General features: G+C 44.8%; 17 protein-coding genes. 5 read left to right on the top strand and 12 right to left on the bottom strand.

The window, feature by feature from the left end; genetic code table 11:
- Nucleotides 1-148: 148 nt before the first annotated feature.
- Nucleotides 149-349, bottom strand: a complete 201-nt coding sequence (locus GO495_RS05890; protein ID WP_157298736.1) for a hypothetical protein — start codon at nucleotides 347-349, stop codon at nucleotides 149-151.
- Between the two features lie 146 nt (nucleotides 350-495).
- On the opposite strand from GO495_RS05890, the gene GO495_RS05885 reads away from it, so the two are divergent.
- On the top strand, nucleotides 496-849 hold the full coding sequence (locus GO495_RS05885; protein WP_157298735.1) for a hypothetical protein: 354 nt from the start codon (nucleotides 496-498) through the stop codon (nucleotides 847-849).
- Between the two features lie 40 nt (nucleotides 850-889).
- Here GO495_RS05885 and GO495_RS05880 read toward each other — a convergent pair whose 3' ends face one another.
- The 8 genes from GO495_RS05880 to GO495_RS05845 form a co-directional block, all read right to left on the bottom strand.
- Complete coding sequence (locus tag GO495_RS05880) at nucleotides 890-2,401, bottom strand: SusD/RagB family nutrient-binding outer membrane lipoprotein (RefSeq protein WP_157298734.1); 1,512 nt, start codon at nucleotides 2,399-2,401, stop codon at nucleotides 890-892.
- Nucleotides 2,398-5,616 (bottom strand): SusC/RagA family TonB-linked outer membrane protein, encoded by a 3,219-nt coding sequence (locus GO495_RS05875; protein ID WP_157298733.1) that lies wholly within the window; start codon nucleotides 5,614-5,616, stop codon nucleotides 2,398-2,400. Before GO495_RS05875 ends, GO495_RS05880 begins: the two co-directional genes overlap by 4 nt.
- 105 nt (nucleotides 5,617-5,721) lie before the next feature.
- Nucleotides 5,722-6,630, bottom strand: a complete 909-nt coding sequence (locus tag GO495_RS05870) for a FecR family protein (protein ID WP_157298732.1) — start codon at nucleotides 6,628-6,630, stop codon at nucleotides 5,722-5,724.
- Between the two features lie 49 nt (nucleotides 6,631-6,679).
- Nucleotides 6,680-7,231 (bottom strand): sigma-70 family RNA polymerase sigma factor, encoded by a 552-nt coding sequence (locus tag GO495_RS05865; protein WP_157298731.1) that lies wholly within the window; start codon nucleotides 7,229-7,231, stop codon nucleotides 6,680-6,682.
- Nucleotides 7,232-7,368: 137 nt separating this feature from the next.
- Nucleotides 7,369-8,106 carry an ethanolamine ammonia-lyase subunit EutC gene (eutC, locus tag GO495_RS05860; RefSeq protein ID WP_157298730.1) on the bottom strand — a complete coding sequence of 246 codons (738 nt, stop codon included), beginning with the start codon at nucleotides 8,104-8,106 and terminating at the stop codon, nucleotides 7,369-7,371.
- Between the two features lie 14 nt (nucleotides 8,107-8,120).
- Entirely contained in the window at nucleotides 8,121-9,494 is a 1,374-nt protein-coding gene (locus GO495_RS05855; protein ID WP_157298729.1) for an ethanolamine ammonia-lyase subunit EutB, read from the bottom strand.
- A complete protein-coding gene (gene eat / locus GO495_RS05850; protein ID WP_157298728.1) occupies nucleotides 9,484-10,791 on the bottom strand; it encodes an ethanolamine permease in 1,308 nt (435 codons plus the stop codon). Before eat ends, GO495_RS05855 begins: the two co-directional genes overlap by 11 nt.
- A gap of 198 nt (nucleotides 10,792-10,989) precedes the next feature.
- Nucleotides 10,990-11,970, bottom strand: coding sequence for a GlxA family transcriptional regulator (locus GO495_RS05845; protein ID WP_157299110.1), 981 nt, complete (start codon nucleotides 11,968-11,970; stop codon nucleotides 10,990-10,992).
- A gap of 128 nt (nucleotides 11,971-12,098) precedes the next feature.
- On the opposite strand from GO495_RS05845, the gene GO495_RS05840 reads away from it, so the two are divergent.
- Entirely contained in the window at nucleotides 12,099-12,503 is a 405-nt protein-coding gene (locus GO495_RS05840; RefSeq protein WP_157298727.1) for a VOC family protein, read from the top strand.
- A gap of 96 nt (nucleotides 12,504-12,599) precedes the next feature.
- On the opposite strand, the gene GO495_RS05835 is transcribed toward GO495_RS05840, so the two are convergent.
- The 3 genes from GO495_RS05835 to GO495_RS05825 form a co-directional block, all read right to left on the bottom strand.
- A complete protein-coding gene (locus tag GO495_RS05835; RefSeq protein ID WP_157298726.1) occupies nucleotides 12,600-13,607 on the bottom strand; it encodes a hypothetical protein in 1,008 nt (335 codons plus the stop codon).
- 96 nt (nucleotides 13,608-13,703) lie between these two features.
- Nucleotides 13,704-16,895: a S41 family peptidase gene (locus tag GO495_RS05830; protein WP_157298725.1), complete on the bottom strand. Its 3,192-nt coding sequence runs from the start codon at nucleotides 16,893-16,895 to the stop codon at nucleotides 13,704-13,706.
- 171 nt (nucleotides 16,896-17,066) lie between these two features.
- Nucleotides 17,067-18,506, bottom strand: coding sequence for an amino acid permease (locus tag GO495_RS05825; RefSeq protein ID WP_338075365.1), 1,440 nt, complete (start codon nucleotides 18,504-18,506; stop codon nucleotides 17,067-17,069).
- A 179-nt stretch (nucleotides 18,507-18,685) separates the two neighbouring features.
- On the opposite strand from GO495_RS05825, the gene GO495_RS05820 reads away from it, so the two are divergent.
- The 3 genes from GO495_RS05820 to GO495_RS05810 all read left to right on the top strand — a co-directional run bounded on the left by GO495_RS05820 (nucleotide 18,686) and on the right by GO495_RS05810 (nucleotide 24,116).
- Nucleotides 18,686-19,276, top strand: a complete 591-nt coding sequence (locus GO495_RS05820; RefSeq protein WP_157298723.1) for an RNA polymerase sigma factor — start codon at nucleotides 18,686-18,688, stop codon at nucleotides 19,274-19,276.
- Nucleotides 19,277-19,337: 61 nt separating this feature from the next.
- The gene (locus GO495_RS05815) at nucleotides 19,338-20,402 is read left to right on the top strand and encodes a FecR family protein (RefSeq protein WP_157298722.1); all 1,065 of its coding nucleotides are present in this window, start codon (nucleotides 19,338-19,340) and stop codon (nucleotides 20,400-20,402) included.
- Nucleotides 20,403-20,651: 249 nt separating this feature from the next.
- Nucleotides 20,652-24,116 (top strand): SusC/RagA family TonB-linked outer membrane protein, encoded by a 3,465-nt coding sequence (locus tag GO495_RS05810; RefSeq protein WP_170302633.1) that lies wholly within the window; start codon nucleotides 20,652-20,654, stop codon nucleotides 24,114-24,116.
- Nucleotides 24,117-24,124 lie beyond the last annotated feature (8 nt).

Below are 24,124 nucleotides of genomic sequence, written 5' to 3'. Positions count from 1 at the left end.
TTTTGACACGGATGCGGATTTACAGGAACACAAACAAATGGCAACGGTATTAACAAACTATATAAAGAAGATAAAAAAATACCTGTTGCCCGGCCATAGCTTTCCTATCATACCGGCAACAGGTAACACATACAAACCTGTATCATAATCAAGACAGATTTTCGTGTAATATGTTATTGATTTTTTTCTGGGTCTTACGCAGGTGACGGGTCGCTAAACGTCCTGCATCTTCTGCGCCACCGGATATCTCATCCAATATACCCTTTACTGTTTCTTTTTTTGTCAGATACAAAATTACACCGGCTGCGGCAATGCCTACGATTGTGGCAGCTATCATTGCTTTTTTCATGGTTTTGTTTTTTGGTCCTACAGGGATAATACAAGAGTTGTACCAATTGATGCCAGCTTTTTATATTTTTGCCCCTTCAATCAAGATCAACAATGCCCGAAACCACACCATCACCTGTTTACAGCATTCCGTTAAAATACCGGAAAATGGAAAATCTCCATATTGTTTTCTGGTTATTCAAAGACATCAGCTGGTGTCTGGTATGGCATACTCTGGGAATCATCATGATATTCCCCACTCTTATCATCTCTATCATCATTGCCTACCGTACCCGGCAGTTCGCCTCTGAGTTATGTCATAACCTGGCCATCACGGTATGGATCAGCGCTAACTCCTACTGGATGATCAGTGAATTCATGCACTTTGATGCTATCCCTATTGCCGGCGATCTGACGTATAAACACCTGGCGGTGATACCGTTTGCCCTGGGAGTGCTTATCCTGGCCTACTATTACCTGTGGCACAGGCCCCGTCATCCCGAAGAACTTGAAACAATGTAAAGGCTCCGTAAGGAGCCTTTGCTTTTTATCGTATTGAAATTTACTTATTCCACCACACCTTTTTCAACCAGTCATCCGTTCCGCCTAATCTGTCCAGCGCTTCCTGGTAATGAACAGGATTGTTCAGTGCCTCAGTGGCCGGATACAGCAACCGCTTGGGCAACACTCCATGTGTCTGCGAATCCCCATCCACATCTTCAATTGGCAGCAGCGCAGGGAATCCTATCCGCCGCTGATTGGCATACGCCTCAAACCCATTCGGGAATAAAGCCACCCATTTCTGCATATTGATCTCTTCTATTGCTTTATCCGTTAAAACATGCGCCGCTATAAAATCCTGTACCACATTCGACGGAATAGCAGGCATCCCCGGATACATCCCTATCTGTGCCATCGCAGCCCGTATCCCCTGCTGATAATGCATATTCGCGTCTCCCGCCCAGCCACGGGCTGCCGCTTCCGACAGCAGAAACTCCACTTCTGCATAACCAAGATGCAGATAGGGCGACTGATACTGATAAAACGGTGTACTGATCGTACAATATTTATTTGCATAAGGAATCACCTGCCCATTCGCTCCAATAAAATCAGTCTCATCATCCCACCAGTACATACCCGGTTGAATAGGTAGATAATGCGTAATAGCTGTAATATCATTCCCGGCCGCATCACGGTTTACAAAAAACCTTCCCAGCCGCGGATCGTTCTCCGCTTTCAGGTAATTGACAAAAGTAGCACAGCCCGCAGTATGCCGATATGCCTGTTCTTCCTGCAATGCCTGCGCGATCCCATTACCACGGAGATCGGGATAAGCATAATCTTCATGGATCATCCTGAAATTATCATCCGCACTCTCCATCACTCCTTCTTCAATAGCTGCCTGTACTTCCGCCTTCGCCCTCACCGCATCTATCTCCGTCAGCCGCATACCCAAACGCAGCCGTAAAGAAGCTGCCAGACGTTTCCATTTAACCAGCACTCCATCATACACAATATCATTCAATACAGGCGCTTTAGCTGCATCAAACTGATGAAAAGCAGTATCCAGCTGCAAAAAGAAATCATTATAAATATCGGGCTGTCTGTCATACTGCGGCGTATACACTTTGTTGTAATACGCCATGCCTGCCTGGGAATAAGGCACATCCCCATAAGCATCCGTCAGCAAAGAAAAAACATACACCTTTAATACCCTTGCTGCCGCTATATAATTTGCCTGCATACTATCTGCTTTATTCTTCTCTATAAGATCAGACAGTTGTTTGATACTCTTACTATAAAAGATATCCCACATCAGCGTATTATAGAAATCATTCCAAATATACCTGGTACCATACCCCATACCGGTAGTGCCATTCAGGTACTGCGCCATCGGCTGAAACAGGAATAGATTCGGATAACCCGTTTCCCTTCCCCCGTCCAGGAAATAAGCAGCGGCCGTCAACTGCTCTCCCGGTGCTACGTAAGAAACCTTCCCCGGATCAGTATTAATCTGTTTGAAGTCTTTTGTACAACCAACTAATACAAGTATGAACAGGATGTATTTTTTCATAAAGTAGCATGAATATTAATCCCAAAAGAACGACGCGCAGGCAGAGAACCATATTCCAGTCCCTGCGCATTTGTATTATTATATGTCGATTCCGGATCTACGTTCGGAATATGTTTACTAAGAATAAAAGGATTCCTTGATACCAGTGATACGATCACTTCCTTCCTGAAAAACGGTAACCTGTAATCAATAGTCAACTGCCTTACTTTCACAAAAGAGGCATCATAAATAAACGGCTCCGGGATACTACTCCCTACCCTCTGCCAGTACACCTGTGGATTCACATAAGCCGCTACGTCCACATACATCGGCCTGCCCGATCCTCCTCCATTTTCATTCAACCATACTCCGTCTACCTTCAACCCGCCTGTAGGTACCCAGTCACCTTCCGCCACACCGGCTGCCAGTCTTTCCTTCTCAGATCTGGCCCATCCTTCTCTTCCGGCAAGTGTGCCTTTTTGTGACCCATTCGAATAAGACAATAAATTCGTCATAGAGAAAATACTCCCCCCATGTTTAACATCCAGTAATATTGAAAGAGAAATCCTTTTATAGGAAAACCGGTTATTGATACCTCCTATCCATTTATACTGACTATTCCCCAGTTTCGTATCTCTCACATTATACTGAGGCAGATTATTCCCATCCAGCATCATATGCCCCTGACTATCTCTCAAAAAATCCCTGCCCATGATACTTCCATATTCTTCTCCCGACTTCGCTACTATGGTTACATTTCCCCAACGTGCAGACGATAACGTATAATAATCCGATACCAGGGAATTCAACGCCAGTATCTTATTCTGATTACGAGCGAAATTCACGTCAATATCCCAGCTAAAAACCTTCCCCATAAAAGGCTTTAACCCCAACGTTACTTCTACTCCCTGGTTCCGCACGTTACCGGAATTAATCACCGCACTGGTATAACCACTACTGGAAGAAACAGGTGCATTCAATACCTGGTTCCTTGTATTGGAACGATAAAGTGTAGCATCCACACTCATTCTGCTATCGAAAAAGGAAAGGTTGAAACCTGCTTCATAAGATTTACTGATACTGGGCTTCAGCTTCTCAAAAGGAACACTGTTAGTAGCCACACCACCAATGATATAACCGCCTATGGAAGGAATATCCGGATCTGCACCATAAGTAAGTTTCAACTGATAAGGATCAATGGCATCACTGCCCGTTTGTGCAATTGAAAAACGTACTTTACCAAAAGATAATATCTCACTTTTAATCAGCTCAGAAAAAACAAAACTGGCAGAGGCGGAAGGATAAAAGAAAGAATTGTGACTGGCAGCTAATGTGGATGACCAGTCATTCCTCCCCGTCAGATCTATATAAAGAAGATTTTTATACGACAGATTGATAGCTCCGTATACAGAATTGATCCGCTTGCGCCGTATCTGTTCATTACTCAATTGTGTCTGGAAATTACTGATACTCTGCACATGCCTTGTATTCATATTCCTGCCTGTAGTATTCAGCAGGTCTTCGTTATAATCCATACGGTTGGCACCTGCATTCGCGCCTATCCGGAAATCGTTTACCTTCTTTCTGTAATACAACAGTATATCCGAATTCATCTCCCGGAAGGTACGGTCTTTCAGTGCCAGCCCTCCTCCGGGATTATACGGCGTGGAATAATCCATAAACTCCCGGAAACTAAAACGGGAGTAATCCATGCCTGTACGTCCCTGAATATAAAAGTCGGGACATAACTGGTACTTCAGTTGCACGAAGCCAGTCAGCCTGTTCTGCGTACTCGTATTAGGCTGTTCATTAATTACCCAGTAAGGATTCACCTGGTACACATTGTTATTCCAGTTCACATAATCCCCTGTTACAGCATGTTTGTAATCCTTCAGCCAGTTGATATCAATGTTAGGCGCGATCCCACTCAGCACATAACCAATATTATTAGAGTTATCAGACAAAGCCGGGCGGTTATCCACCTGCTCATTCATATAGGTAATCTTCATATCCAGGCTCACTCCCGGACATACCTGTGAAGTACCCCTTACAGAAAAGTTATGCCTGTTTAATCCACTCTCCGGTACAATATCTTTATTCCTGATATTAGTATACGCAAAGCGTAGTTGTGTTTTCTCATCTCCTCTTGAAACCGATACTCCATTCGTCAGTGTAAGTCCCTCCCTGAAAAAGGCATTCGCCTTATGCTTTGCATTCACATAAGGCACGTGTTTCCCGTTCCATATCCACACCAGGCTATCCCGGTTCATTTTAGGTCCCCAGCTCACCTGCGGAAAGTTATGTGCATCTTCCGCATCAGCAGGCAAAGCACCACCCCTGCCACTGCCATAGGTATCCTGAAAGTCATAACTGTTATTCGCCACATCCACTGTGGTATTGGAAGAAAAAGTAACTTCCAGTCCTTTAGTGATCCCTTTCTTTGTCGTAATCAATATCACCCCGTTACCGGCCCTGCTGCCATATAAGGCTGCCGCAGCGCCTCCTTTCAGCACAGATATCGTCTCTATTTCATCAGGATTGATAATTCCTGTTCCATCGCCCAAATCATAGCCCCCGTATTTCTCTGCCTGTCCCGGCGATGAATTATTCACCGGGATACCGTCGATCACATACAGCGGCTGGTTATTTCCCCCTATGATCTTAACACCTCTCAAAGTGACCTTTGTAGATGCGCCCACCCCACCGTTCACAGGATTTACATCCAACCCCGCCACTCTTCCACTCAGTGCATTCACAGGGTTAAGTTCTCTGGCCGTAGCCAGCTCACTTCCTCTAACATCCGTATAAGCATACCCCAGCGAGCGTTGTTGTCGCCCTATGCCCAAAGCGGTTATCACCACTGTATTCATTTCCACCCGTTTCAGGATGCTGTCCATAGGAATAATAATAACAGGTTGCAGTTTGATAATTACCTGTCCGCCAATCACTTTTACGCGGTACTGTGTAACAGGGAATAATTTATCCAGGATAGCTTTCAGGTTAGTATGGCGTATATGCAGGGAGATATCTGGCCGCCCGGCAAGTATTTCATTGGCATATGCAAAAGAAACCCCTGTCTGCTGCTCAATAGAGTGCAGCAAGACAATTAAAGGCTGGTTATTAATATCGATCTGAACGGCCTTCATAAACACAGTAGAATCCTGCGCTCGTCCTGTAGAAGAGGTGATTAGAATGGTTAAGAATAAATAGATGCTTATGACGCCACTGCGATTCATAAATGCCGGTTGATCTGATATATGGTTAACTGAGAAACAGATCACAGGAATTACCTGCGCGGCATCAAATTATGAGAAAAAAATCAGATATGGGAGATTAAATTCTTATTTATCTAAAACTTCGGCCAAAACAGCCTGTACTTCTTCAAATGACATATTACGGAACTTCACTGTAATTCTCTTCTTCACGAGAGAATCCGGGATCGTGATCTGTTGATGATAATATCCGGATAAGACGGCTGCTACAACGCCCGCTTCCTCATTTTCAAATATAAGATATCCGTTCGCCCAGCCACAGCGCCAGGCATAATTACCCGCCATTTTATTCAGGCTGCCCTTATCCAGCCGGCCCATTTCACCTTCTTTTAACACAATGGTCTCACCATCCAGCCGGGCCATACTCACCTTACCATCCCATACCGCAACATCTGTCAAACCTGAGTCCATGGTGATATTAAACGAAGTACCCAATACTGTCACTGTTGCGCTCTCCATCTGCACTACAAACCTTGTCTTTTCATCCTGTACTACCTTAAAAAATGCTTCCCCTTTTTCCAGTTTCACGATCCTTTGCTTATTATAAGCCAGTGTAGTACCGGGTTTGGCATACACCACAGAGCCATCGGGCAGCAGTAAACTATCCTTTTCGGCGCCCTGCGCTACAAAATTCACCCATTGTGTTTCTTTATGTCCACGTTCACTATACTGCCACCAGGCAACAGCCACAAGACACAGCGGTACCAGCACAGCAGCAGCACGCCACCAGCCGGACATCTTCCTTACCCGCACAGGAGTTTCCGTGATATGCTGAGACAACAGGTCCCATCCCTCGGTTTTATTGAAAGGTGCGGACGGAATGGTCTCCGCGATATCCCAGATGCGTTTGATTTCTTCGTACAGTACCTGGTTCTCTTCAGATTCCTGTAGCCATTTATCCAGCGCAGCCTGCTTGTCCCTGTTTTCAGGATCCGTTATGCAATCGATAACAAATTCCTGTATATCGTCGTTACTCATGATCTATACTATAATGACAATAAATAAATGGTTAAACTTTGATAGCGCTTCAACTTTTCTTCCCCTTCATATGTGTACGGAGGTACTTCAATGCTACTGCCAGTTGAAAATAAACGGTATTAAGGGTGATACCCAGTTTGGAAGCTATCTCTGAAGGGTCCAGCCCCTGCACACGACTCATCATAAATATTTCCCTGCAACGGGGTGCAAGTCCCTGTAAATGGTTGATCAGCTCTTTCTGTAAAAGGATATAATCAGAGATTTCATTCAGAGATGATGGATCGGCCTGCCATTGCAGCAGGTCATCACTCACAAACCTGGACCTTCTCTTTAATTCATTCAGGCACCGGTTGGTAATGGCCCTGAAGAGGTAATGACGCACATTACCTGTGATCGTCAGCGATCCTCCCTTTTCCCACAGATGAACAAACAGATTATGTACCAGGTCTTTAGCAAGATGTTCATCCTTTACCCAACGGCTGGCCAGTAAAAAAAGCTCTTCACTATACGCCAGATAGATTTGCCGGAAGACGTCCACATTATGATTACGGAGCCCTTCATTAGCTTGTTCTGCAGAAATATTGAATCCGTCCTGTAGCATCTTATTGAAGAAGTGAAAGGACCAAAATATTATAAATTTTGATATTAATGAAACTTCTTCCTTACAAAGTACAGAATGTTTATCGCAGGGTTAATGCAACTTATCTGAAGTGCTGTTTTTTTCCATGCTTAATCCAACTAACTTAATAACCCGTAATTATCCTTTAACTCCACTCCGGATAATTTCAATCTTAGCGCTTCCTGTAACAGGTAAAAAATCTTTCCTGCTGCTGCGGGATATTGCAGCCCTTCTTCTCTTATATTAGAAATGCAGTTTCTTACTTCGTCTGTGTTCCCCACCTGTGGGCCATAGGTGATATAAGCGCCCATGCTATCTGCTGCGCTTAATCCTGGTCGTTCTCCTATCAGTACTATCGTCACTTTTGCTTTTAACAAAGCCCCTATCTCATCTCCGATAGCAACCCTTCCCTGCTGTACCAGGCATAACGGTCCTACTGATATTCCCGTTGCTTTCAGCATAGGTAACACCTGTTGTAATAATGGACAGGCATGTACATTTACCGCCGTGGCAGATAAACCGTCTGCGAGTATGAAAACCACATCAGCATGTTGTGGTGCTAAAGATGCTGCACTGTCTGCGTCTAATCGCCTGCCCTTATCCGGTCGTTGCAGATATTCGTACCTGTCTGCTGCGCGACTATGCAGCAGGGGCACCGGTAAGTGGAACGACTGCAACTGTTCCTGTAACGCTGAAGTGTCTAATTTGGAGTACACCGCATCCCTGGCGTGCGCGTGGGCCATTTTAAAGGCCAGCACTTCCCGCAAGGGAATAGCCGTGCCAGTGCGTCCCAGGGCAATGCGTGCCGTTGTAAACGCCTTTAACGATGCCCATGGATCTGATTGTATTAATTCCATATAGTCTTTTATGTTTACACCCCGTACCCCAGCAACCGATGTGTCTCCCCAACCGATAATAACTTACCAGCTACATCCATAATTCCCTGTCGCTGCAACCATTGCTCAAACTCAGGAGCAGGTTTAAGCCCTAATACCTTCCTTGCATACAAAGCATCATGAAAAGAGGTAGACTGATAATTTAACATGATATCATCTGCCCCTGGTACCCCCATGATGAAATTAACCCCTGCCACACTTAAAAGCGTCAGTAAATTATCCATATCATCCTGATCTGCTTCCGCATGATTCGTATAACAGATATCCACGCCCATCGGTAATCCCATCAGCTTCCCGCAAAAATGGTCTTCCAGGGCAGCCCTGATAATCTGCTTACCATCAAACAAATACTCCGGACCAATAAAACCCACTACCGTATTCACCAGTAAAGGAGAAAACCGCCGGGCGACGGCATAAGAACGTACCTCACAAGTCTGCTGGTCTACCCCGGCATTCGCATTGGCAGATAACGCACTCCCCTGCCCCGTCTCAAAATACATCACATTATTCCCTACCGTTCCCCGCTGCAAAGACAATGCAGCAGCATGCGCCTCTGCCAGCAAAGCAATATCAATCCCAAAACTTTTATTCGCCTGTTCCGTCCCTGCGATCGACTGGAAAACGAGGTCCACCGGCGCCCGGTGCATGATCTGCATCGCGGTGGTTACATGACACAGTACACAAGACTGTGTCGGTATCTCAAACTGCTGACGCAACTGGTCTAACATCTGTAACAAGGTCACTACCGCCTGCGGACTGTCCGTCGCCGGATTAATCCCTATTACCGCATCCCCGCTGCCGTACAACAATCCGTCTACAATACTGGCTGCAATCCCCTTCGGGTCGTCCGTATTATGATTCGGTTGTAAGCGCACCGACAAATGCCCTTTCAAACCAATCGTATTCCGGAACTTCGTTACTACCTCACATTTTTGCGCCACACTAATTAAATCCTGGTTCCGCATCAGCTTAGACACTGCCGCTGCCATCTCCGGTGTAATCCCCGGCGCCAATTGCTGCAATGCAATCGTTGCAGCACTGTCTCCCAGCAACCAGTCCCTGAATTCCCCCACCGTAAGATGGCTTACAGGAGCAAACGCCACCGCATCATGGGTATCCATGATCAACCGTGTCACCTCATCCTGTTCATAAGGGATCACGGCCTCATTTAAAAACACTTTTAACGGTACATCCGCCAATGCCATCTGCGCCGCTACCCTTTCCTCATAACTATCCGCTGCCAATCCTGCCAAAGCATCTCCCGAACGAAAAGGGGTCGCCTTCGCCAGCAACGTACGGAGGTCGTTAAAATGATATGTTTTATGTTGTATCGTACTCTTAAACGCCATGTACTAATGTTTGGACTTTATGCCTGCCCATCGCCACAAAAATAACCAGGGCAATGAGCATACCTGCAAAGAACAATGCACTTAAAAAGACATTGTAATAAATGATAGCCGCCAGGGATATCAGAGACAAAATTAAAGCGATAGCCGGAAACCAGGGATATAATGGCGCCTTAAAAGGACGTTCCAGTAATGGCTCCTTACTTCTCAATACAAACAGGCTGATCATACTCAGAATATACATCACCACCGCGCCTAATACGGACAATATTACCAGTTGGTCCGTTTTACCGATACAAAGCGCTACAACACCTAATAATCCGCCTGTTATTAACGACCAGTGCGGCGCCTGCCGTTTAGGGCTCAGGGCTGCTAAAAAAGAAGGTAAATAACCCGCCCTTGCCAGCGCAAATAACTGCCTGGAATAACTAAGGATGATCCCGTTAAAGGAAGCAATCAATCCAAACAGACCTATTCCCGCAAATATCTTCGTAATCCCGCTTTGTTTCCCCAGCACAATACCAATTGCTTCAGGCAAAGGATAATCTATGGCAGACAATTCTTTCCAGTCTGTAATTCCACCGGTGAACATCATCACGCCAATGGCCAGTATCATCAAAGTCAGGATCCCTGAAATATATCCTTTTGGAATATTGCGGGAAGGGTCCTGTACTTCCTCTGCTACCATGGCAATGCCTTCAATGCACACATATAGCCATATTGCAAAAGGCAGTGCCGCAAATACGCCGAGCCAGCCAAATGGCATAGGATCATGCATAAAGTTGTCCATCTTAAAAGAAGGCCCAACGATACCCATGTATACCAGCAATTCAAATACTGCCAGTAAAGTGATCACCAGTGAAAAAAGAGCAGATTCCTTAATCCCCAATAAGTTCACACCTGTCAGCAATACATAAAACCCGATCCCACATCCCAGTACGGGCAAAGCAGGATGTAAAAAATGCAGATAGTTCCCCAATGCAAAAGCAATAGCAGGAGTGGCCAGCAAAAACTCCACGGCAGTGGCATACCCGGCAATAAGACCGCCGATAGGCCCCAATGCCCGGTGCGAATAAGTAAATGGGCCGCCTGCCTGGGGAATAGAAGTGGTGAGTTCTGTAAAGCTGAAGATAAAAGTGACGTACAATAATGTGATGATCAGTGTAGCAATCAGGAAGCCTACGGTACCGGCTACTCCCCAGCCATAATTCCAGCCGAAATATTCGCCAGAGATAACCAAACCTACGCCAATGGCCCACAGGTGAACAGGCTTGATCGCCTTCTTTAAATGTACTGACATAAATAAACGGGATTAATAAATAAGATTGATAAAATGATTCCCGTTTCCCTCGGTGAAGTCAGATCAAGATAAGATATTATTTTTAAAGCGCTACTATCGATCAGTAAAATCCTATTTTTTTTGATGCTGCTTCGCAGCATCAAAAAAAATTAAAGGGGTTTTGCAGGGCTTCGCCCTGTACCCAAAAATCAAACTCTTTTAAGCCGTCGCCAGTTTCCTGTTTCCACCGGAAAACTTCAATCTGTATTCCGTAGGCGTCAGCCCTACCTCTTTCCTGAACACCTTCCTAAAAGCCTTCACATCATTATACCCGCAATCCAGCATTACAGTCAGTATACTGTTACCTGTCTGTTCCAGCAGCTTCTTGGCGGCCTCTATACGCGTCTTCTGTAAATATTCTATCGGCGTAATACCGGTCGCCAGTTTAAACCGCCGTACAAAGTTCCGCCTGCTGGCAGGTATATCCTCCATAAATGCTTCCACCGTATTCGCGTCCTTATACCCCGTTTCCATACGTTTCTGCACTTCTGTGATCAATGTATCCGTATGATGTTTATCCGGCATGAACACGCTGAAATAAGCCTGTGTATACCTATCCATATCAATGGCAAACACCTTGGCCGTCTGTACCGCCATCGGCCGGCCACAATACTTCTCCACCAGATATATCAGCAAATGAAAAGTACTCGTAGCGCCTCCGCTGGTATAGATCCCTTCCGCAGCAGTTAATACCCTGTCCGATTGCAGCAATACTTCCGGAAAAATACCCGCAAACGCCGGGCAGGACATTACATGCGTAGTGGCAGGCTTTCCATTCAGCAGCCCGGTAGAACCCAGCAAAAATGCCCCGGTACAGAAGCTCGCTATTTCTGCACCATTCCGGTACTGTTCCTGTATCCAGGGAACAAAAGCGCTGTTGGCAGCAAGCGCCTGCCCAAGATCTTCCGCCACAAAAGCCGGGATCAGTACCACATCGGCTGAAGAAGCACTGGCCAGGGTAACAGCAGGATAATCAGGCAAAGGCATCACCTCATCATCCGGTACCACCAGTTGAATATCAAAAAACGGAGGCTGCTGCATGCCGGTATAAAAACTATTTACCGTGTCAAACACATCCAATATAGCAGCGATACTGATCAGTCTGTGTTTATGCGTAAGCAGTAATGCCAGCTTTTTCATCATGATAGGTTTATAACAACAGCATTAATTTACACAATTTGTCTTAAATCCCCCCTAAACTTGACTTTTTTCACCTCCCTCATCCGAACTTTTACTACTTATTTTTGTATACAAAAATAAACACCGTTATGAAACTTGTACCTTATCTGCACTTCCAGGGAAACTGCGAAGAAGCATTAAATTTTTATAAAGACATTCTCAACGGTAATGTAGAAATCGTAAGCCGTTACGATAATCCTAACATGAACACACCGGAAGACTACAAGAACAAAGTACTGCACGGTGTTATCTACTTCGGCGAAAACACGATCATGGCGTCCGACAGCCTTCCCGGACAACAACTCAAATACGGAGATTCCTCATCACTGTCAATTGCCGTTGATGGAGAAGCCGAAGCCACACGTGTATTTAACGCATTATCAAAAGGAGGAAATGTGCTCATGCCATTGGAAAAACAATTCTGGGGAGATTTCTTTGGCCACTTTGTAGACCGCTTTGGCACAAGATGGATGGTCAATGGTACCGCCCGATAATACCATTCTAAAACCAGACAGGCTGTCAATGTATGACAGCCTGTTTCCATTTAGTACCTGTTCAATACCTGATAAAGACCTGTTTTTAGTATGTTCTTAGTATGTCTTATAATAAATCAACTCCCCAGCTTCTCCCGGTGCCGAATTCTCACTAGGTACGAACAACGTCACTACCACCGCATGCTGCCCGTTAATCACTACATCCGTAAATGTAGGATTCGCAAAGGCTAAACTCCCTCCATTTGTCTGTATATTCAATTGTTCTGCATTACCGGTAGAATAATCATATATAAACGTCCTCCATGTGCCAAAATCCCCCTTCGTAAACTGCCCCTCTATCAATCCAAAATTATACCCCTGATAATTCAGATACCCATCCCGGTCCCCGATATTCCCGGCAACGCCCCAATACAACAACGCATTGTCAACATTCGACTGTTTAGATGCACTCCAACTGTTAAAATCCGTCAGCGTTCCCCTGGCCTGTCTGTCCACATCACAATTCGCATAATAATGGAATCCTACATCCAGGCTCGTGCTGCTGGCAGCATACAAATCAGGTGTTCCTTCTGCACAGGAAGAAAGCGTACGCGACGCTTCATAACTCTTATTCACTACTCCATTCTGCAAATCTGTCCAGTTTTTGAAATACACAAATTTCAGATGATTACCAGGCTCCTGTTCCCATGCCATTACAAATCCACCATCGGAAGCTACTTTAATAGTAGGCTGCGAGGCAGACCCTGTATTACTTCCTGCCAGTTCCCTGATCCAGGTCCAGGTAAGTAAATTGGCAGACGTCGCCAGGTTCACCTTGGCCGACCCGTTTACATAAGTATGGTACACAGCAATAAAACCACCATTGGGGTTAGCAATGATCTTCGCACAATCCATTGTATGCCCCACATTATCTTTGACATTGTACACTTTAGCGGTAGCTGTTGTAACATTGGAAATAAGCGTTTTTAACGCAGCTCTTGCCGGGTCAGATGGCGCTCCTGCTGCTGCCACTGCTATACCCGATGATGATTTAAGTGATTCTTTGTTTTTAGTACAGGCGCTAAATAATACGGTCAGTAAAAGACCATTCAGAAGGATTCTCATACGTGGGTTAATTGTGGGTCCAAAAAGAGTTTTCTATCCTGATAAAGTTAATCAAAAACAAAAGACCGGAACATGTCCGGTCTTTTATCTTATCAATTATTTAATCTCTTTCATCATCTCCTTCACCGCAGCTTCCAGTTGCGTATCTTTCCCGTTTAAGTTATCCTCATAACTTAACGGTACTTTAATATCAGGCTCCAGTTGCAGATTCTCTGTAGGACGTCCTTCTTTACCGATAGTCGCGATCATGGGAATACCAAAGATCATGGAAGGATCTATCTGTCTTTCCCACCATACTGCTGTACCTGTACCAGCGACCGGCATACCAATTACTTTACCCAGTCCGTTCTGTTTATAGATATACGGGAAGATGAAGGCATCACTATAATTCCCTTCACTCATAATCACGCAACTGGGTTTCTGCCATCTGCCTTCCGGCTCACCACCTTTCACCTTGTTCCCCTGCGGAGCAAAATCCAGATAACGTTTGCCACTCAGGAATGTAGCCAGGTCATCATGTAACCAGCCACCGCCATTAAAGCGGGTGTCTACAATCAATGCCTGCTTATCCCTGTTCTTACCCATCACTTCATCATATACAGAGCGATAGCTTGCATCATTCATGCTCTGTACATGGATATATCCTACTTTACCGCCACTCAGTTTATCTACCATTACACGCATCCTGTTCACCCAACGTTTGTACATCAGCACATCTTCTTCTCCACCGGTGACAGGTTTCACTGTTTCATCCCAATGTTGCTGACCATCAGTAATACTTACCAGGATATTCTCTCCTGTCTTACGGTTCAGTAAGGTGGCCCAGTCGGCCTGAGAAGTAATCTCCGATCCGTTAATACGTTCAATGATATTTCCTTTTTTCAGCTTACTGGCAGCCTTATCAAAAGGGCCGCCGGCAATCACTTCATCTACCTTCAGACCATTACCGGTATATGTTTCATCATACAATAATCCTAAGGCTGCCGTAATATCCCCATTAGGATTGGAAGGATAATAACGGCTACCTGTATGTGATCCGTTCAGCTCTCCTAATAATTCACTCAGCAATTCCTGGAAGTCGTAGTTATTACTGATATGCGGAAGGAAACGTTCGTAGTTTTTTGCATATCCTTCCCAGTCAAGTCCACGTAAAGAAGGATCATAAAACTTATCCTTCACTTCTTTCCAGGCATGCTCAAAGATGTAACGACGTTCTGCATCTGCATTCCATTCAAACTCTGTATTGATATTCACCGGTGTGATCTTACCTGAAGCAGCATCCACTTTCACCACACTTCCTTTGTTGCTTACGAACAAAGAATTGCCATCTTTACTTAATGCAATATCCCCCTGTGTACCACTCAGTTTGGCAAGGATTTTCGTATCTCCTGTTCTTGGTTCTGTTACCCACAGGTCATATCCCTTTTCAAAAGAAGCGGTGTAATAGATCTTACTGGCATCTTTATTCACTACATAATCACTGATAGAAGCGCTGTTAATAGTTAAACGCGTTATTCTGTTCTCCAGATTATTAAAATCGGGCTGGAACTTTTTCTTAGCAGCAGTCGTGTCTTTCTTAGCTGTTGTATCGTTCTTTTCCTTCAGTAAAGTAAATTCATCTTTCGATAATTTAAACTGATCATACGTATCCTGGTCAAAGAACACGCCGTAAATATCCACTTCCCTGCTACCTTGTTTAGCCAGAGAACGGCGTCCTTCACGCTCACTCTGCCATGTCAGGACCTTCCCATCTGCGGCCCATTTAATACCAGATTCTCCAAACCCGCTCTTTACAGGATAAATCACCTCTCCTTTTCCATCTACCGGTATCAGCGCGGCATTACTTACACCAAACGCATATCCCTGATGGTCCTCTGCTACTATCCATTTCCCATCAGGACTCCATGCAAAATCCCAGTCCCCGTCAGAGTAAGAATAGTTACGACCCTTAGGTAATAACGTACGGCTTTTCTTAGAAGCGATATTATATATCCTCAGTATATTCCTGTCTTCCACATACACTATTTCTTTGCCATCCGGTGAGAAAAACGGCTGAAACTCCTGCGCATCAGTCGCTAACAACGGCTCTTCTTTTAACAATGTGGCTGCAAAGAAATAAGGCTCTTCTGCACGTACTATTGAACTCTGGTAAATATCCCAGTTACCGTTACGCTCAGCAGCATAGACTAAATGTTTCCCATCGGGCGACCACTGCACAGATCTTTCCTGCTGCGGTGTATTGGTGATACGTTTAGTCATGTTGTTGTCCACGCTGGTCACAAATACTTCCCCACGGGCAATGAACGCCATCTCCTTACCATTCGGGCTCATTGCGAACTGTGTCACATTACCACTTACAGGCAAATGCTTCTCTGTTAAATAACGGCCGTCGTTCAATACCTGTACTGCGATCTTCTTAGGTTGTTGCCCTTCCTTTAACGTATAGATCTCTCCGTTATAAGTAAAGCAAAGCGTATTATTATCAGCACGGGATAAATGACGTACAGGGTTTTTATCAAAATGTGTGAGCTGTTGCAACTGCCCCTTATCATATACAAAGAGGTTCTGGGAAATGCCTCCCTTCTCACTCAGGTAATATACCTGGTCATTATTTCCAAACACAGGCTCTCTGTCTTCTCCTTCATAAGAAGAAATCTGTTTGTAAGATTTTGTATTGAGATCATAGATCCATATATCACGTGTCACCGCAGATACGTGGTGTTTCCTCCAGGGATCTTCATATCCTTTCCTGTCCTGGAATACCAGCTGATTACCTTTACTGTTGTAATGCGCGTTCTCTGCACCGGCAGCACTTACCAGCAGAGATCTGCCACCGGTAACCGGCACAGTATACAGGTTATTGAATAAATGAGAACTGAAACGGATAGCGGAAGCGGGTGCATTCCTCGCACTGCCGTACAGTACCTGCTTATTATCCGGACTAAAATCATACGGATAATCTCCGGCGCTGTTATAAGTAAGCCTTACAGGGGTACCACCCGTGGCAGACATTACAAACACGTCAAAGTTGCCATAACGGTCACTGGCAAAAGCGATCTGTTTACCATCATGACTCCATACAGGCATCATATCCTGTGCTTCATGGATAGTCACCGGCACAGCAACGCCGCCATTAACATCTACCCGGTAGATATCTCCTTTATAGCCAAAAGCAATGGTCTTTCCATCAGGAGAGATAGCGGGATATCTCAGCCATAATGCGTTGTCCTGGGCATGGACGCCAACAGCCATACAACAGGCTGTAAAAGCAAGTAGTAATCTTTTCATAAGCAGTTAAAGAAGTAAATATATTAAAACGCAGCCTTGTTTCAATTTTACTAAATGATAAGTGGCCACCCGGTTATAGTAAAGGCAAGATAAAGTTACAGGATTTAGTAGCACTGAGGCTATTAAGGTCTAAGTAAAAAGCCGGATGTTGTTAACAACATCCGGCTTTTTTTATAATGAGTTTCTTAGTTTACTATGCTTCTTCCCATACCCGAAATAAATAGCAAAACCTATCAGCAGCCATACTATCAGTCTTATCCATGTATCCAGTGGCAGAGCCGCCATCATGGTCAGGCAGGTTAAAATACCCAGAATAGGCACAACAGGCACCCATGGAGTTCTAAAGGGCCTTGGTATATCGGGCTGTGTTTTTCTCAGGATCAATACACCTATGCATACCATTACAAACGCCAGTAATGTACCGATACTCGTCATCTCCCCTACTACCTGGATGGGTACCAGTCCGGCAAACAAACTGATAAACAGGCACAACACGATATTAGATTTAAACGGCGTATTAAATTTCGGATGTAAATGGGAAAATACGTTCGGCAGTAATCCGTCTTTACTCATAGAATAAAATACCCTGGACTGCCCCAGTAAATCTACCAGTATCACCGAAGTATACCCTATCAGGATAGCTGCAATAACAGCCATAAACAGCCATTCATAAGGCGTATGCGCTATCGCTATCGCCACCGGGGCCGCACTGTCCTTAAACTCCGTATAATGTGCCAATCCGGTCATTACATATCCGAACAGCACAAACAATATCGTACATACTATCAGCGAGCCTAAAATCCCTATAGGCATATTCCTCTTAGGGTTCTTTGTCTCCTGTGCCATAGTCGCCACGATATCAAACCCTATAAAAACAAAGAATACCACACCGGCACCACGCAGAATACCACTCCATCCAAAATGTCCGAACTCCCCGTTATTGGCGGGAATGAATGGCTTATAATTCTCAGGATTGATATAATGCCAGCCCAGTGCAATAAATACCAGTACCACACTTACTTTCAGCGCTACGACAATAGCATTGAACAGGGCAGAGCCCTTGGTCCCCCATATAATGATAGAAGTAATAAATACAATGATCAGTACCGCAGGCAGATTAATATATCCATGGATCTGTGTACCATCTGCCAGTGTGATCAGTTCAAAAGGAGAAGCGACCAACTGTGCCGGTAGATGGATATTGAATTTGCCCAGGAAAGTTACCAGGTACTTAGACCAACTGATACCTACCGTAGCGGCTCCTACAGAATATTCCAGCACCAGGTCCCAGCCTATGATCCAGGCAAACAGTTCACCCAGGGTAGCATATGCGTAAGTATAAGCGCTGCCTGCAACAGGCACCATAGAGGCCATTTCTGCGTAACAGAGGGCGCTGAACGCACAACCTACCGCCGCCAGTACAAAGGACAGGATAACGGCCGGACCGGCATTATTAGCCGCCGCAATGCCTGTTAAGGAGAACAGGCCCGCTCCGATAATAACACCTATCCCTATGGCTATCAGGTTAATACCACCCAAACTTCTTTTTAGTGTATTGCCGCCCGTTTGTGCAGCTTCCTGCTGAAGGCTCTCGATTGATTTTTTTAACACGGGTATAGTTTGCGGCAAAGTTATACTCTTACAACTACTCTACAAAATCAATAGACTTATTCTGATCTTTAGCAAAGATTCGCTTAACTTCACCGCCTTATTTAACATGGTATTCAAATGGCCAAAATCGTAACATATCGTTAATAATAGGCTTTCCCTGATTTATATAATTTTGTTCCATGAGGAATGATGAGCAGATTAGGTCTCTTTTTGAAAAGGTCTGCAACGATGATATGCAGGCATACAATGAGTTATATCTTGCTTTGTGTAACCGATTGCTTCATTTTTCTGCTGCGATAGTTTCTTCATTTCACCTTGCCGAAGAAGTGGTATCAGATGTTTTTATTGCGATATGGCAGAAACGCCACCAGCTTACTCATGTACAAAATCCTGCTGTTTATCTGTATGTTATCACTAAAAATCTTTCACTAAACACTTTACGACAACAACGTCGCCATTTGCATGCCAGCCTGGAATTGCTGGATATTTCCGCCTTACAGATTGCGCCTGATGCTGAGAGCGGGATGATCTCTTCAGAGGTTTCCGGGAAAATAGAAGCAGCTATCCGAAGTCTTCCGGCTCGCTGTCAGCTCATCTTTCGCCTTGTGAAGCATGACCAGTTCAGCTATCGCGAAGTAGCGGAACTCCTTAATATTTCTCCTAAAACCGTGGATGCACAACTCACTATTGCCATTAAAAAAGTGACGGAGACCTTACGTTTTGACCTGTCCGGGGAAGTGGCAAAATCCTACCTTCATCTCGATTCATAATTTTTTTTAAAAATCCTTAGGGAATTTCTGTTAACCGTATTGTCCTTTTAGTATCATTAGTATGGATAAGGAAAAATTTTACAACCTGTTGGCCAGGGAAATAGCCAATGAACTGACTTCTGCCGAAGCGGAAAAACTGCAGCAATTGTTGCAGGAATATCCGGATGCATTCTATATCCGGGAGGTATTTACCAGGCAGTGGAAAGAAGCCGCACAAAAGGAGTTGCCACATAACATGCTGGAAAAACACCAGAAACGTTTACAGGCGGCGTCCTTCACTGTTGAGGATGAAGCTGTTCCAGCGCGCCAGGTATTCCGCTTATGGCCACGTATCACTGCTGTAGCGGCCAGTATAGTGCTGATCGTTTTCGCAGGATGGAAAATACAGCACCGCGTTCCCGCTAAACCATTACCGCTGGCACAAAAAGTAACACTGAAGGGAACACGCTCACAGATGTTGTTGCCGGATGGCTCGCGTGTATGGCTCAATTCTGGAAGCAGACTGGAATATCCGAAAACGTTTGCCGCTGGTCAACCCAGAATTGTACAACTGGAAGGGGAAGCTTTTTTTCAGGTAGCTACTGATGCCAACAGGCCCTTTCGTGTACAAACGAAATCCTTTACCATCCTGGTGCTGGGTACTTCTTTTAATGTAAGGGCTTATCCTGGTGAATCCAGCGCCGTTACTTCGTTGGTGGAAGGCTCTGTTGAAGTGCAACTGGATAAGGCAGGCAAACAAAAGGTGGCACTGCATCCCAACGAAAAACTAACTGTACCAGCTAATCTCTTCGATATTGAAGATGAACCGGTGAGTAAAACCGATACCAGAAAATTACCAGCAACAGTATATAAACAACAACTGACACACGTACGGGACAGCATTGTATCTGAAACGGCCTGGGTGAAAAATAAGCTGGCCTTTAAACACCTGCAACTGGAAAAAGTCACTGCGCTGCTGGAACAATGGTATGGTGCCGAGATAGGCTTCCACAACCAGCAGAAGCGATCACTTTATTTTACCGGTGTATTTGAAACTGATCGTCTTGATGACGTACTGGCAGCGCTGGCGTCTACCAGTTCGTTTACCTATATTAAAGATGCAAGTGGAAAAATCTGGATTGAGTAGCCAATCTGTTTAATCGATTAAAATTACTACTATGACTTAATTCACCTGTAACAACGCGGATCTCAGGTTTCCTTAACGGATAAAAAAACGGGAAATGTTCTCACCATTCCCCGCGTATTTATCGGTTAACGGCTTCGTATTGTCTTTTGCGCAACAATCAGATTAATTAACCAACAAAACAAAAGTATGAAAAAAAGCACAGTGGACAATAATGTCCCGCTGCGGCGGCTGTATAAACTGTTAGTTTTTATGAAGTTTTTTATGCTGTTCGGAATGGTCACATGCCTGCATGTAAGCGGTGCAGTGCACTCACAATCAAAAATAACACTGAAATTATCACAGGTACAGTTAGAAAGAGCGTTGGCTGCACTTGAAAAAAACAGCACTTACCGCTTTGTGTACAATGATGATAACATGCCCCTGCACCTGAAAGTATCGGTAAATGCAGACGGGCTTCCGGTAGATAAAGTGCTGGAACAATTGCTGGACAATACTGCTTTGCGTTACCGTATGATGCCGGGCAACATTATCGTGATAGCGCCGGCAGCGGTGGTTAGCAAAGATGTACTGGTAAAAGGTAAAGTAATTAACACTGCAGGCGAGGTATTGCCGGGCGTTACTGTACGCCTGAAAAATACGTCTATTGGTGTAACTACAGATGCGAAAGGTAACTTCGAATTAAAGGTGCCTGAAAATGCAGTACTGGTATTTTCTTATGTGGGATTTGATCCGCAGGAAGTATCATTGAATGGAAGAGAAAACGTGACTGTTACCATGGAGGCATCTAAGAATTCCATGGAAGAAGTGATCGTAATAGGATATGGTACGCAGAAGAAGATCAACCTAACCGGTGCCATCGATCAGATCTCCGGCAGGCAACTTGCAGAAAGACCTATTGCTAATGTGATGCAGGGTTTGCAAGGCGCAAGCCCAGGCCTGAATATTACGTATAAAGGTGGTGCTCCCGGACAAACCCCCAAGATCAATATCCGTGGTATTACTTCGATAAATGACAGAACGGATGCTCCGCTGATCGTTATTGATGGTATCACTGCGGCCACAGATGATCTGATGCGTCTCAATCCGGCGGATATCGCCTCCATCTCAGTACTGCGTGATGCCGCATCTGCCGCCATTTACGGAGCCCGTGCGGCTTTCGGAGTATTGCTCATTACCACCAAACAAGGTACTCCCGGTGGCAAACAATCTGTGAGCTACCGCAACTATTTTGCAAGATCAAAGAGAACAGTTTTACCTGAGCCTGTTACTGATCCATATATCTTCTCACGTGTACTGGAAACATCCACCAATAATACTCCCTGGGATTATATAAATTATTCCGACGAATATTATAAGTGGGCGAAAGAAAGATCAGATAATCCTTCCCTGCCTGATACCCGCCTTGATCCCAGTGATCCTACCAAATGGGCGTATATGGGCAGCAATAACTGGAATGATTATTTTTTCAGTAAATCCAACTTCTCACAATACCACAGTATCGCATTAAGCGGTTCTGCTGAAACCGCGAAGAAGATGCCAGTATCTTATCTGCTTTCTGCTGATTTTACAGATGAGAATGGCCTCAACCGGCTGTCTAAAGACAAATGGGACCGTTACGGCCTTCGAAACAAAGTGAACATAAAGCCGCTTAGCTGGTTGCAACTGGACAATAATCTTAGTATCTACCAAACAAAAGCAGATGCACCTGCTTACAATATCACAGACGTTTATTACCTGCAACCCACTCAGGTGGCCGTGAATCCTGATGGAACCTGGGCCAATAGCCCTGCAGGCCGTCTTGCTGCCAAACTGGTAGACGGCGGTCGTAATGTACAAACCCGTTTCGGTTTCCAGGATGTGATCAGAGGTACTGCCTCTTTCCTTAACAACGATCTGCAGGTAATTGGCGACGCCAGTTTCAAACGTGAGCTTTGGAAATATCATAATGATTCCAGGAGATACAACATTGGCTTTGGTCCAAAGGATATCCGTCAGGAAGGTGGCACCGGTGCTGTTTCAGAAAACAACGGTACCGTTACCCATGATGTATATGATCTATACACAAACTATCACAAAACCCTTGGTAATGATCATAAAATACAACTGTTAGCAGGTTTTAATCAGGAAAGTTATGAATGGAATTTGGTGAACGTGACTAAACAGGGACTGATCTCTTCTTCATTACCATATATTTTACTGACAAACGGAGCTGCAACCGTAGGTAGTACCTATCAGGCTTATGCTATCAGGAGTTTCTTCGGGAGGGTCAACTATACTTACAAAGATCGTTACATTATTGAAGGGAATGGTCGATATGACGGGTCTTCCCGTTTCCCTGCCAACAATCGCTGGGGCTTCTTCCCTTCTGTTTCCGGAGCCTGGATCGCCAGCGAAGAGAATTTCATGAAGGGACTCTCTCATCAATTGTCTACCCTTAAGTTCAGAGCTTCTTATGGTAGCCTCGGCAACCAGAATGTGAGTGATTATTTTGGATATATCCAAACGATCCCTACAGGATTGTCGGGTTACCTGATAGGTGGCAATGCAAGCCAGACGGTAGTTACAGGTGCTCCGCAACTTAACGTGGATCCTAACAACTATACCTGGGAAAAAGTAACCACCGCCAATATCGGCACAGATATAGGTTTGTACGGGAACCATATCCAGGCTACGTTCGATTATTATGTCCGTAATACCAGCGGGATGCTTACCTCCGGTGTGGAATTGCCTGCGGTACTTGGCACAACACCACCGAAACAAAATGCCGCTGACCTCTCTACCCGCGGCTGGGAACTCACCCTAAGTTACCGTAATAATTTCAACGTAGGCAACAGCCCGCTGAACTTTGGTGTCAAAGTATTTGTTTCTGATGATAAAACAAAGATCACCCGTTTCAAAAATGATCAGCAGCTTTTCAGCAACTATCGGGAAGGACAAACCTTGGGTGAGATCTGGGGCCTCACCAACGATGGTATGTTCAAAAGTAAAGAAGAGATCAAAGCACTTGATGAAAGCTCCCTCATCCCCTGGGGAGCCCTCGAAATCATTGAGGGATGGCCTAAATATAAAGACCTGAATGGCGACGGAAAGATCGAAAGAGGTGTTTCTGCCAAAGATCCTAAGGACCTCAGTGTAATCGGTAACAGTAGTCCGCATTATCGCTTTGGTGTGAATCTGGATGCCAGTTGGAAAGGGTTTGATGTATCCGTTTTTCTGCAAGGTATTGCAAAGATGAAATTTTACCCGCACCACTATCTTTTCTGGGGTCCTTATCAGCAGCCTTATGCCAACATATATCCCTGGAACCTGAATTTCTACCGTGGCGCTGCCGATAATCAAGCGCTACGTGCGCAGCATTCACAGTCCTATATTAAAGCCGGACTGGCAGATGCAAACACTGATTCTTATTTCCCGGTATTGCAGTCGTGGCTTGCAGATAACAATTATGGTAGTGGTCTGGATATCCCGCAAACAAAATACCTGCTGAATGCAGCTTATCTGCGTGTGAAGAATGTAACGATAGGATATACATTGCCACAATCGTTTACTAAACGTTATCACATCGCACGTTTACGTTTCTTCGTGTCAGGTGAGAACCTCTTTGAGTTCTCTGCTATCAAAAAATATCTCGATCCCGAGTCTATTACCGATGGTTTTGGGTGGGAATATCCTTATCAGCGCAAATATTCAGCAGGATTAAATCTTGATCTGTAATAGTGATG

The sequence above is a fragment of the Chitinophaga oryziterrae genome, assembly GCF_009758125.1.
GTDB classification, from domain to species: Bacteria; Bacteroidota; Bacteroidia; order Chitinophagales; family Chitinophagaceae; genus Chitinophaga; species Chitinophaga oryziterrae.
The sequence above is the reverse complement of the archived record's forward strand: the minus strand, read 5'-3'. Positions and strand labels throughout refer to the sequence as shown.

What these genes read in the sequence shown, in the direction of transcription:
- GO495_RS05835 (WP_157298726.1), bottom strand. Translation starts at nt 13,607, where the DNA reads ATGAGAATCCTTCTGAATGGTCTTTTACTGACCGTATTATTTAGCGCC.
- eutC (WP_157298730.1), bottom strand. Translation starts at nt 8,106, where the DNA reads ATGGAATTAATACAATCAGATCCATGGGCATCGTTAAAGGCGTTTACA.
- GO495_RS05890 (WP_157298736.1), bottom strand. Translation starts at nt 349, where the DNA reads ATGAAAAAAGCAATGATAGCTGCCACAATCGTAGGCATTGCCGCAGCC.
- GO495_RS05885 (WP_157298735.1), top strand. Translation starts at nt 496, where the DNA reads ATGGAAAATCTCCATATTGTTTTCTGGTTATTCAAAGACATCAGCTGG.
- eat (WP_157298728.1), bottom strand. Translation starts at nt 10,791, where the DNA reads ATGTCAGTACATTTAAAGAAGGCGATCAAGCCTGTTCACCTGTGGGCC.
- GO495_RS05855 (WP_157298729.1), bottom strand. Translation starts at nt 9,494, where the DNA reads ATGGCGTTTAAGAGTACGATACAACATAAAACATATCATTTTAACGAC.
- GO495_RS05815 (WP_157298722.1), top strand. Translation starts at nt 19,338, where the DNA reads ATGGATAAGGAAAAATTTTACAACCTGTTGGCCAGGGAAATAGCCAAT.
- GO495_RS05865 (WP_157298731.1), bottom strand. Translation starts at nt 7,231, where the DNA reads ATGCTACAGGACGGATTCAATATTTCTGCAGAACAAGCTAATGAAGGG.
- GO495_RS05830 (WP_157298725.1), bottom strand. Translation starts at nt 16,895, where the DNA reads ATGAAAAGATTACTACTTGCTTTTACAGCCTGTTGTATGGCTGTTGGC.
- GO495_RS05880 (WP_157298734.1), bottom strand. Translation starts at nt 2,401, where the DNA reads ATGAAAAAATACATCCTGTTCATACTTGTATTAGTTGGTTGTACAAAA.
- GO495_RS05820 (WP_157298723.1), top strand. Translation starts at nt 18,686, where the DNA reads ATGAGGAATGATGAGCAGATTAGGTCTCTTTTTGAAAAGGTCTGCAAC.
- GO495_RS05810 (WP_170302633.1), top strand. Translation starts at nt 20,652, where the DNA reads ATGAAGTTTTTTATGCTGTTCGGAATGGTCACATGCCTGCATGTAAGC.
- GO495_RS05870 (WP_157298732.1), bottom strand. Translation starts at nt 6,630, where the DNA reads ATGAGTAACGACGATATACAGGAATTTGTTATCGATTGCATAACGGAT.
- GO495_RS05840 (WP_157298727.1), top strand. Translation starts at nt 12,099, where the DNA reads ATGAAACTTGTACCTTATCTGCACTTCCAGGGAAACTGCGAAGAAGCA.
- GO495_RS05845 (WP_157299110.1), bottom strand. Translation starts at nt 11,970, where the DNA reads ATGAAAAAGCTGGCATTACTGCTTACGCATAAACACAGACTGATCAGT.
- GO495_RS05875 (WP_157298733.1), bottom strand. Translation starts at nt 5,616, where the DNA reads ATGAATCGCAGTGGCGTCATAAGCATCTATTTATTCTTAACCATTCTA.